Below are 10563 nucleotides of genomic sequence, written 5' to 3' on the forward strand. Positions count from 1 at the left end.
ACGTCGTGATGACAGCGTGTGCAAATGAAGTTCGCGCCGTCGTCGGTTAGTCGGTCAACTTCTGATCTGGATCAAAATAGCAAAAGGCGGTGTGGTGATCGCGCCAGCGCTCGGGTACCCTCGTTGGAAATCCCTTTGTGCGTGGCACGATGAACGTGGTGACTATCGCGAGGGAGGGCGAAATGCCTGACGTCGGACAAGGCTCGTGCGCTACCGATGCACGCAAGCGCGGCGCATCCGCGCGTTGCGATGGTGATCGCAACGCGACTCACGCAGCGAAGAATCGGCGCGCGGCAGCGCTGCGCGGAACGCTCGTGATGACATCTGCCGTCGCCATGATGGGTGGATGCGCGACGTCGGCCGAGCGCACCAATGTGCAACCTTCGGGTCAACAGACGTGCAACGTGGCCGGCAAATTCTGCAACACGTTTTTCGGACCTTGACGGAAACGCTCCCAGCGCGTGTCGGCGCGCACGGCACGTTTCCTGACCGGCCCGCGTTCGTCTCCAATCGGACGACCGATGTTGGACGTGTCGCGGCGCGCGTTTGCTCGGGCGTGTCCATGGCCTTCAGCTTGTGGACAGCGAGCATCGGTTGGAGGAGCATGGTCGCCTGGATACGCTTGAAGGGGTATGCGCGATCGGACAATTCCACCCCACCATTTACGCGCACGAGCGAGGCAACCAGTCGTCCTATTGCAGGAGGAAAGAAATGCTGACGCAGAAAACCAAGGACATCGTCAAGGCCAGGGCCCCGGTTCTGGCCGCGCACGGCTATACGATCATTCAACTTTTCGTGAAGGCGGAGCACTATCCGATCGTCGGCGGCGCGTGGTGTTCATTCACGGTGCGCGCAACGGCGCGGTGCATGCGATGCGCGGCCGTCTGCAGCAGACTGCCGTCACCCAGCCGAATTTCCGCGCGATCGTGTTCTACGACGCGCCGCTCGATACCGACGTACAGGGCCGCGACTACGACAACGCGGGTTTCATCGACCTCAGCAAGCTGCGCGACGAGATCCTGTTGTCCGAGCCCGACTACTACATCTGCGGTCCCGTTCCTTTCATGCGGCTGCAGCACGACGCACTGAAAAACATGGACATTCACGAGTCGAAGATTCACTACGAGGTGTTCGGACCGGATCTGTTCGCTGAATGACGCATACGGCGCGTGCCGCGCGACGGCTGCCGCGGAAGCGACAAGCACGAATGCAGTCACCGTGACCGGGAGCGCGGCATGAAAGTGCACCATCTGAACTGCATTTCGACTTGCCCGCTGTGCGGCAAGCTGTTCAACGGCCACCCCGATTCGTTGATCCGCCGCGGGCATCTGACCTGCCATTGTCTGCTCGTCGAAAGTCCGGCGGGGCTCGTGCTCGTCGATACCGGTTTCGGTTTGCGCGATGTCGCCGATCCCTATTCGCGCCTCGGCAAATTCTTCCTGAGGCTGCTGAAGCCTGAGTTCCGAAATGAAATGACGGCGATCAGGCAGATCGAGCGGCTCGGTTTCGACCCGGCCGACGTGCGCCACATCGTGATGACCCACCTCGATTTCGACCATGCGGGCGGGCTCGACGACTTTCCGCACGCGACGGTGCACATGCTCGCGAGCGAGCGCCAATACGCGGCGCAGCAGAAGACGTGGCTGGACCGGCAGCGCTTCAGGCCGCAGCAGTGGTCGTATCAGAACATGTGGCGCGTGCATTCGCCGCAGTACACCGAGCGTTGGGAGGGCTTCGCCAAGGTCCATCCGATCGAAGAACTCGCGAGCGAGATCGCGCTCGTGCCGTTGCGAGGCCATACCTATGGTCACGCGGGCGTCGCGGTACACGGTGATGGCGGCTGGTTGCTGCTCGCGGGCGACGCCTATTTCGACAACGGCGAGCTCGACCCGGTGCGTCCGCATTGCGCACCCGGTTTGCGCTTCTATCAGTGGATGCTCGAAAAGGATCGCGCGGCGCGACTGTACAACCAGCGCCGCCTGCGTGATCTGGCGAAGCGGGCGAGCCCCGCGTTGACGATTTTTTGCAGCCACGACGTCGACGAGTTCGAGCGGCTCGCGGGCCGTTCGGTGGCGGTGCCGGCGGAGCAGATGGCGTGATGCTCGCAGGCTTGCGAGCGCGCCCGGTGCTTCGCGGATCGCTCACGTCTTGCGCCTGGCCCAGGCATCGTGCGCGGCGGGGCGCGTTTCCTATACTGCCTTTGTCCTCCGTTTGGATTCCAGGGGACATCGTTCTCAAATGCGCTTGCGGCGACCATGCCGGTTGAAGGCGGGTGGCTCTTGTTTGCGCGAGCGCATTTCATCGATCCGGCCGCCGCAGCAGCGCGGCCGCGAGCAGGCCCGCGCCGAGCGCCACGTAGACGTTCCCGAGCGAGCGGCGCGACAGGTGCGCCTCGAATCCAGGGGTGAGCCTGTTGGGTACCACCTTGTAGTCGACCACATACGCGCTCGCCACGGTCGTGGCTGCGGCCACCGCGGTCGCGCCGGGCCGTCGTGACGGGTCGGGGCCGGCCATCCGGTCAACCAGTTGCTCGAACATCATTGCCCAGAAGATCGCGGCTGCCTGATGGATCGCGAAGCCGGTCACCGTATGCCGGATGCTGAAGCCGCGTTCACGCAGCGCGCGTTGCGGCCACAGGCAGTGGGTGACGGCATTGATCGGCGCGAGCGGGCTGCCCGATGCGTCCGTGGATGCCGCCGCGGCTGTCGCCGCCGACACGCAGCCGGCCAACAGCCCCGATGGGACGGCTCGGCGTAGCGTCGCACGGGTGGCCTGATACCACGGAGAACCGATTTTGTGCTCGAGCGTTTTCATGGCAGGCTCCGGTTCGGGCGCGCAAACGCACGCCCCATGATCGCGGACGGCGGTACGCGCGAGGAGCAGCATGGCGCGTTCCGCGCGGACGATGCGCAGGAATGCCGGCCGAAAATCGTGGCCCCACCGCGATACGTAGTGCGCTTCATCGACGACGACGAGTTCGATGCGTTGCCGAGAGCGCGCCCGCAATGACGCTGCGGATGATGTCCCGTTGGCCGGGGCGCAGCCGGCTGATCCCGAACACTTCGCGCAGCGTCCTGCGCATCGCGTTCAGACTGGCGGACGTGTCGCGCGGGATGGAGGTGTCGGTCATGAAGTTGGCGGTTGGCTTGCGGCACGGCGAGTCAGCCTGCGACGCAGCAAACATCGTACCGCGACGCGGCGCCGCAGCCGGGAACGCGATGTGCTGATACGTCATGACGTGACATTTATGGCCAAACGGGTGGACTCATGAACAAGGAAGACAAAAACGACGCGTATCCCTACGCGTCGGGCGGATGGGGGTCGGTCAAGGCGGTGGCGACAATCCTGCTGCAGGAAAAAGCACCGCTGAAGGATAGCCAGGTTCTGATGCATCAGAATAAGCCCGGCGGTTTCATGTGTGTCAGCTGCTCGTGGGCGAAGCCGGCCGATCCGCATACGTTCGAGTTTTGCGAAAGCGGTGCGAAAGCGACCGCGTGGGATCTGACGGCCAAACGCGTAACGCCCGATTTCTTCGAGGTCCACACGGTCAGCGAGCTCGCCAAATGGCACGACCACGATCTCGAGGAAGCGGGGCGGTTGACCGAGCCGCTGCGCTACGACCCGGCTACCGACCGCTACGTGCCGGTGCCGTGGCAGGAAGCATTCGATGCGATCGGCGCCGAGCTGCGCACGCTGGACCCGGCCAGCGTGGTGTTCTACACGTCGGGCCGCGCTTCGCTGGAAACCTCGTACATGCTGCAGCTTTTCGCGCGCATGTACGGCACCAACAATCTGCCTGACAGCTCGAACATGTGCCACGAAAGCACCAGCGTCGGCCTCAAGGAAGCGATTGGCGTGGGCGTCGGTACGGTCTCGCTCGACGACTTCGAGAAGACCGACCTGATGTTCTTCTTCGGCCAGAACGTCGGCACCAATAGCCCGCGCATGCTGCATCAGTTGCAGGACGCGCGCAAACGCGGCGTGCCGATCATCACGTTCAATCCGCTACGCGAGCCGGGGCTGCTGCATTTCGCAAACCCGCAGTCAGCGTTGGAGATGCTCACCCCCACGGATACGCAGATCAGCACGCAATACCACCAGGTGAAGACGGGTGGCGATACCGCCGCGATCCTCGGCATCTGCAAGCTCGTCATCGAAGCGGACGATCGCGCGGTGAGCACGGGCGACGCGCGCGTCGTCGACGTCGATTTCATCCGCGAGCATACGAACGGCTACGAGCAATTCGCTCAGTACGCGCGCGACGCGAACTGGGACGACATCGAGCGAGTGAGCGGATTGCCGCGCGACGCGCTCCGGGCAGCCGCCGACGAGTACATGAAGGCGAACGCGGTGATCATCCATTACGGCATGGGTCTCACGCAGCATCGGATGGGCGTGCAGAACGTGCGCATGCTGTGCAATCTGCTGCTGCTGCGCGGCAATATCGGCAAGCCGGGCGCGGGGCCGTCGCCGGTGCGCGGGCATTCGAACGTGCAGGGGCAGCGCACGGTCGGCATTACCGAAAAGCCGGAGCTCGCGCCGCTCGATCAACTGGCCAGACAGTTTTCGTTCGAGCCGCCGCGCGAGAAAGGCATGAACATCGTCGAGGCCTTCGAGGCGATGCTCGACGGCAAGGTCAACGCGATGATCAACCTCGGCGGCAACCTCGTGCGCTCGGTGCCCGACCGGGTGCGCACCGAACCGGCGTGGGCCGCGCTCGGGTTGACCGTCAACGTGGCGACCAAGCTCAATCGCAGCCACCTGGTGCACGGCCAGCGCTCGTATCTGCTGCCGTGTCTGAGCCGCATCGAGATCGACCGGCAGGCGGGCGGCGCGCAGGCGGTGTCGATGGAAGACAGCACGGCGCACTTTCATGGCTCGCGTGGCATGGCCGAACCGGCCGCGCCGACGATCCGCTCGGAGCCGTTCATCGTCGCGGGCATCGCGAAGGCGACGCTCGGCGAGCGCTCGAGTGTCGACTGGGATGCATGGCGCGACGACTATTCGCGCGTGCGTCTGGAGATGTCGAAGACATGGCCCGAGATGTTCGGTGATTTCGAGGCGCGTATGTGGACACCCGGCGGCGTGATCCGGCCGCTGCCGGCGCGGGAGCGCAAGTGGAAGACCAAAAGCGGCAAGGCCGAATTCATGGTGCCGACTTCGATCGGCGAAGATCCGGACATGCCCGCGCGTGAGCCCGATTCGCTGCGGTTGATGACCTTGCGCAGCGACAGCCAGTTCAACACGACCATCTATGGCCTCGACGACCGCTTCAGAGGCATCAAGGGTTCGCGCATGGTGATTCTGATGAATCGGGTCGACATGGAGAAGCGCGGACTCGCGCACGGCGACCGCATCTGCCTCGAGACGATCGCGGACGACGGCGTCGAGCGGCACGTCGACGGACTGACCGTCGTGCCGTTCGACGTGCCGCAGGGATGCATCGGCGGCTATTACCCGGAATGCAATCCGCTGCTGCCGCTATGGCACTACGCGAAAGAGAGCAAGGTGCCGGGCGCGAAGTCGATTCCGGTGCGCGTACTGGCGGCCACGCGGTGATCAGTGCTTCGTGGATACAAAGAGGCCGGCATCGTTACCTGCGCCGGCCGCCGAATTACACCCGTGCAGCGCGTGAAGGGCATGATAAGCGCGTGCCCATCTCCTTCTTCATAGTCGGGCCAGCGGCCCGCAACGCGTGATGTCCGTTACCCAGCACTGAAGGACAGCGCACGACGCCACATAGTGTTCGGATACTGCGACGTCCCCTACGGATTCGGGGATAGCGTTTCTCCGGAAGCGCTCATGGCGTTCCATCGCTGCCTCCGGGCTGCGGTTCGATTTGCCGGCAACCCGGCATCGTCCGTTTCATCGCGTCGGCAGCCCCCGCACGCGACACGCAGTCCATGCGATCGCCGAAACCCGCAGGCGGCCGGCGAAGATGCCGCGCCTTATCGAATTGCTGAGGAATTGCTGAGGAAGGGTTGAGAGCAGTCTATTGCTCAACCAACCACGGTCTCGCGGCCAGCGATTTGCCGACGACGTGAACGAATCGCCGGCAAACGCCGTCGTGCATCACATGCGCCTACGGCGATGAACAGAATCCGGCTAGCCGCGACAATCGCCGGTCTCCCAGGTATGGCTGCGCGGGTTGCGCAGCCATACGGGGTTATTTCGAAAGCTGGGTCGGGACTTGCGTCGACGCTTGTGTCGGGAGCTGGTTCGGAAGTTGCGTCGACGCTTGTGTCGGAAGTTGCGGAAGCTGTGGAGGTTGCGGAAGCTGCGGCCCACCCTGTGAAAGCTGCTTCGTGGACGGTTGCTCGGCGGACGCTGGCTGCTGCGACGGCAATTGCTGCGGCAGATTGCTTTGCGCAAGCACGGATGTGCTGGTAAGGAAGGCGAACAGTACAAGGAAGGTCTTTTTCATTTCAATTCTCTACAGTTGGTTGTTTGATTTTGATGCGATTAGCAGCCGCGAGCCGTATCAACGCGCGGCCAAGGTTGCCTTGTAACGCCAGGACGCTGTTGCGGTACTGAAGTCGACGGGGCTACCCGACGCTACGTTGTCTGACGGGAGGGGAGCGGACGAACTAGTCACCCCGCCGCAGTTGTTGAACGCTTGCCGCTGGGCTTCCACGCGGGCAACCGCCGCCTGAAAGTCCATTGCATGTTGTGTATTGGCGCCCGTGTGGTCATGGTAGCCGACCGTTTGACGCTGAACCGGTTGCACAGCCGCTTGCTCATAGGTTTGGGGACCGCTGCTGCTAGCGAATGCGGCGGTCGAGAAGGACAGGATCGACGCGACAACAGGGACGGGGATGAAGGTCTTCGACTTTGGCATGATCAGACTCCATATCGAGCGTCGGATGCAGGAGACGCGGTGTTTGGGGAACAACGGTCTGGCGAGGCATGAGTGCTGTTTGCCAGTTCGTTGGTGCCAGTCTAGTCACTTACGGTCGGCTTACAAGCATCTACGGGGCAACGGATAGTTGCCGTCGCTGCAAGGTTGTAGCCGATTGCGCTGAAGCAGTGTGTGCTTCTTTAGTGTGTCCGGAGGCAAGGGCGGTGCGGGCTGTCTGAATGACACGCAGCAATTCGCTTCGACTGTATCCGCTGGTCGTTACACAAACGAGATCAGCCGTCGAGCATGCGCGCTTCCATCGCCATTCGTCGACAAGACGCTACGTGGGTATCGGAATACGTTCCGCTTGTTGTTCGTATGTCAGCGATTCGCGATTCACGCAAACCGTGTATTGAAGATCTTGCAACTCATAATTGCGCGCGTCGAATGGCGGCGCGCTTTGCTTATACTGCGTCCACCTGAAACAGGCTTCGTTTTTACGCAGGAATACTTATGGCACACCAACTTACGTTCCACGCCGGTTCATCGAACACGGACGTCATTCACGAAATCGTTCAGCACGCGTTGCGCAGCGCTGCTACGGCCTCCACCACGAATGGAGCTATCGATGTGCTTGGTCAGGCGCTACTCGAGGTCGAGCGCCTCGCCGCGCACCCGAGCGTCCTGACGCACTGAGCCCGCTGCGCGTCTGCGAACTGGCCGGGAGTCGGACCGGCAGCGCGCACGGCGTACCGCCGATGGCGGATGCAGCGCGGCTCGATCTTTAGAATCAATATTGACCGATCGCGCGAATGTGATAATATTATCACATAGTGGCCCGTCCGCGAAGTTGCTGTAGGCGAGTCGCCGCAATGCCAGCGCACGCTGAATCAACCGTGGAGATGTCACCCATGACTGCTCAACCAGACCTGAACGATTCGCTGCATCGGTGGCGGGAATGACGCGCCGACCGCGCTTCTGTTTCGCCTTGCTGTGCTCGTTCCCGCTTGTTGCGACGGTCTGCGGTTGTTCCACGACCGTGATGCCCACGCCGCGCGTCATCGCGATTGTCGTTCCCGCGATGCCAGCACCGGCAATGATGTCGCCGCCCGATCCGATGGCGCGTCCATTGTGGATCGAAGTCACCGGGCAACCCGGCGGCCAATCGCAGACAGGCACCAGCAAACCGGCGACGCCGCAAGACCCGTCGCGCCAGCACGGTGATGACAGGCGTACCCACAGCGCGGCTAGCGGCGCGACGCCGATCTGACGGATGCGCCGCGCGGCGACCCGGCATCGCCGGCTCCTGCGGTTAAGACGGATACTTCCGCCGATGCTTCGGCTCAACGACGAAAGCCACTCGATCACTCGCCCAGTGGGCGCGCTTATGACTGTATACCATCGTCAATCTCTGTTTTGGGGCGCCGTTGCGTTAGCGGCCGGCGTGTTGCTGTGGAACCTGCGTGCCGTTCTCACGCCGTTTCTGCTCGGTGCGCTCGTCGCATACATTTTGCAGCCGGGCGTGGAGTGGCTGGTACGCCATCGCATTCCGCGCGGCCTTGCGGCGCTGGTGATGATGTCTTTGTTTGCTCTGTCCGTCGCACTCGTCATGCTGCTCATGTGCGTAGTTGTCCAGAAGGAAGGGCCGGAACTCATCAGGCAAATTCCATTTATCGTCGCAAAACTCGATGGATGGCTGAAGCCGCGTCTGGCTTTTCTGGGACTGGATTATTCGCTCGATGTGACGAATATCCGCGAGGCGCTGGCGGCCCGTCTCAAAGCGGACGGGCAGGGCGCGATGCTTGCCGTATGGCAGTACCTGCGCACCAGCAGCAACGTGATGATCAATGTCGTGAGCAATGCGGTGCTGATGCCACTCGTCCTGTTCTATCTGCTCTACGACAGGCACGAGGCGTTCGCGCGCATGGCGAGCTTCGTGCCGCGGCGCTGGCTCGGCAAGACACGGGAATTCGTCGGAGAGATCGATCGCATGATGTCGCAGTATCTGCGCGGGCAATTGCTGGTGATTGCAGTGCTCGCCGTGTTCTACCCGACTGTGCTGACGATTGCAGGGTTGGATCTGGCGGTGCCCGTCGGCTTGTTTAGCGCGCTTGCAGTATTCGTCCCTTACATCGGCTTTGCGACCGGCCTCGCGTTCGCGCTGCTGGCGGCGCTGCTGCAATTCGGTGACTGGTATGGCGTGGCCGTGGTGGTCGCGGTGTATGGCGTCGGCCAGATTCTCGAAAGCTTTGTGCTGTTGCCGAGACTGGTTGGCGAGCGCATCGGCCTTCATCCGCTCGCGGTCATCTTTGCGTTGCTGGCGTTTGGGCGGCTGTTCGGATTCTTCGGCGTGTTGCTCGCGTTGCCGGTCAGCGCCATCCTCGCATCGGCATTGCGGGAACTGCGCCGCCGCTATCTCGCGAGTGCGCTTTACCAGGGCTGACCGGCATCGCGATCGCCCGATTCGATGTCCGGGCACCCGCCCCGCCCACCCACCAACCCCACACCGCACCGCACCGGGCGGCCGCACCTGCGATGGCGCGGAAACGCCGCGCTAGTTGCACTGTCACGGCAAGGTCGGAGCATCGGGAACGGTGGGCAGTGGACGTCGCGCGATCCGCTCGGCCTCTACACGTGTGAGACCGAACGCCTGCAACACAATGGCGGCGGTTCGCTGGGCAAACTTGTCCTCCTTCGAGCGAAGCACCTTTCGCGCACGAACGGTCCGCTTCGACGAGTTGGCCAGTTGCAGTTCGGCGGCAATTCCCGCGAGCACCGTGCCAATCACGGTGATAACGGACATGAGCCGGTCCGCGATCACAAAGCGCCTTTCTGAAATGCCCTTCTCGCTATCGCGCAGCAGGCGCAGGCCGAGACCCCTGCTGAGCAGGCGCGGCGACAAACCTTCGCGAATGAGAAGTTGCCCCCACACTGGCTCGCGGTAGGCCCGCAGGAGCGTGTGACGGACTGAGACGGCGATCACTTCCGCTGGATCGGACAACCCCGCGGCGAGGCGATCGAGCGTATCCGCAAATTCCTCGAACAGCCATTCGATGAGCGCCGTGAAGATGCCTTCCTTGGATTCGAAGTGGTTATAGAAGGAGCCGAACCCGACGTCGGCTGCCTCGGTGATTTCGTTAATGGTGACGGAGCTCAAACCCTTGGCCGCCACCAGTTTCAGCGCAGCGTCGAGCAGGCGCGCGCGCGTCTCGCGTTTGCGACGGGCACCGCGCGGATAGCTTCGATTGATCGCGTCGCGGGACGCACTTGGCGCCTTGAGAGAGCGTCCGCGGCTCGCGCGCGATGTGGGGGCTTGTGGCATGTCGGCTTCGTAGTCGTGATTATTCGATGTCCGTATTCTAGATTTTAATGTCATAGTTGACAATATGCTCAGTATTGGGTCTAATCTCACCCTCGACGCCGACAACCGGACGTACGAAGGACCCAACGATGCCGACGGAGCGAAAAAATTCCGTTAGCGGTCGATCCCAAGTCCTCGGCCGGAACTGACAGACCCGCAGATCACCGGGCGGTAGGCATGAACGGGCGCTGCCCCACGTACTGGTTGCGTGGAGGCACATCGAGATGGCAAGTACCGACATGCACGTCGATAAGTAGGACTAACGTATCAACGAAGCTTGTTTTATGCGTCCGCGCTGATAGCGAACCGTGCTTGCTGGCACTCGGGTTTGCACGGCATCGGGAAACTTTCTTACCAGGGTTAT

9 protein-coding genes and 1 pseudogene are annotated in these 10563 nt (G+C 62.5%); 4 read left to right on the forward strand and 6 right to left on the reverse strand.

All coding sequences use genetic code 11. The features are described from left to right. Positions 1 to 806 precede the first annotated feature (806 nt). Together HDG32_RS15215 and HDG32_RS15220 are read left to right on the forward strand one after the other, a co-directional pair. Positions 807 to 1157 (forward strand): annotated as a pseudogene (locus HDG32_RS15215) (nitric oxide dioxygenase); the annotation flags it as partial. Positions 1158 to 1235: 78 nt separating this feature from the next. Next, the gene (locus HDG32_RS15220) at positions 1236 to 2099 is read left to right on the forward strand and encodes an MBL fold metallo-hydrolase (protein WP_184023474.1); all 864 of its coding nucleotides are present in this window, start codon (positions 1236 to 1238) and stop codon (positions 2097 to 2099) included. A gap of 199 nt (positions 2100 to 2298) precedes the next feature. Here the strand turns inward: HDG32_RS15220 and HDG32_RS15225 are convergent, their stop codons facing one another. Together HDG32_RS15225 and HDG32_RS36400 are read right to left on the reverse strand one after the other, a co-directional pair. Further along, a complete protein-coding gene (locus HDG32_RS15225; protein WP_184068538.1) occupies positions 2299 to 2814 on the reverse strand; it encodes a hypothetical protein in 516 nt (171 codons plus the stop codon). Positions 2815 to 2959: 145 nt separating this feature from the next. Then, positions 2960 to 3235, reverse strand: coding sequence for a hypothetical protein (locus tag HDG32_RS36400; RefSeq protein WP_260336479.1), 276 nt, complete (start codon positions 3233 to 3235; stop codon positions 2960 to 2962). A 32-nt stretch (positions 3236 to 3267) separates the two neighbouring features. Here HDG32_RS36400 and HDG32_RS15235 point away from each other — a divergent pair, with 32 nt between their 5' ends. Then, entirely contained in the window at positions 3268 to 5559 is a 2292-nt protein-coding gene (locus tag HDG32_RS15235; RefSeq protein WP_184068357.1) for an FdhF/YdeP family oxidoreductase, read from the forward strand. Between the two features lie 607 nt (positions 5560 to 6166). Here HDG32_RS15235 and HDG32_RS15240 read toward each other — a convergent pair. The 3 genes from HDG32_RS15240 to HDG32_RS15250 form a co-directional block, all read right to left on the reverse strand. Further along, positions 6167 to 6424, reverse strand: coding sequence for a hypothetical protein (locus tag HDG32_RS15240; protein WP_184068360.1), 258 nt, complete (start codon positions 6422 to 6424; stop codon positions 6167 to 6169). Positions 6425 to 6481: 57 nt separating this feature from the next. Beyond that, the gene (locus tag HDG32_RS15245) at positions 6482 to 6838 is read right to left on the reverse strand and encodes a hypothetical protein (protein WP_184068365.1); all 357 of its coding nucleotides are present in this window, start codon (positions 6836 to 6838) and stop codon (positions 6482 to 6484) included. 645 nt (positions 6839 to 7483) lie between these two features. Next, positions 7484 to 7984 carry a hypothetical protein gene (locus tag HDG32_RS15250; RefSeq protein WP_184068368.1) on the reverse strand — a complete coding sequence of 167 codons (501 nt, stop codon included), beginning with the start codon at positions 7982 to 7984 and terminating at the stop codon, positions 7484 to 7486. 241 nt (positions 7985 to 8225) lie between these two features. Between HDG32_RS15250 and HDG32_RS15255 the strand changes: the two genes are divergently transcribed. After that, positions 8226 to 9281 carry an AI-2E family transporter gene (locus HDG32_RS15255; RefSeq protein WP_184068541.1) on the forward strand — a complete coding sequence of 352 codons (1056 nt, stop codon included), beginning with the start codon at positions 8226 to 8228 and terminating at the stop codon, positions 9279 to 9281. Positions 9282 to 9404: 123 nt separating this feature from the next. On the opposite strand, the gene HDG32_RS15260 is transcribed toward HDG32_RS15255, so the two are convergent. After that, positions 9405 to 10160 (reverse strand): TetR/AcrR family transcriptional regulator, encoded by a 756-nt coding sequence (locus tag HDG32_RS15260; RefSeq protein ID WP_184068370.1) that lies wholly within the window; start codon positions 10158 to 10160, stop codon positions 9405 to 9407. Positions 10161 to 10563: the final 403 nt, after the last annotated feature.

The organism is Paraburkholderia sp. CI2, from assembly GCF_014201055.1.
Taxonomy (GTDB): Bacteria; Pseudomonadota; Gammaproteobacteria; order Burkholderiales; family Burkholderiaceae; genus Paraburkholderia; species Paraburkholderia tuberum.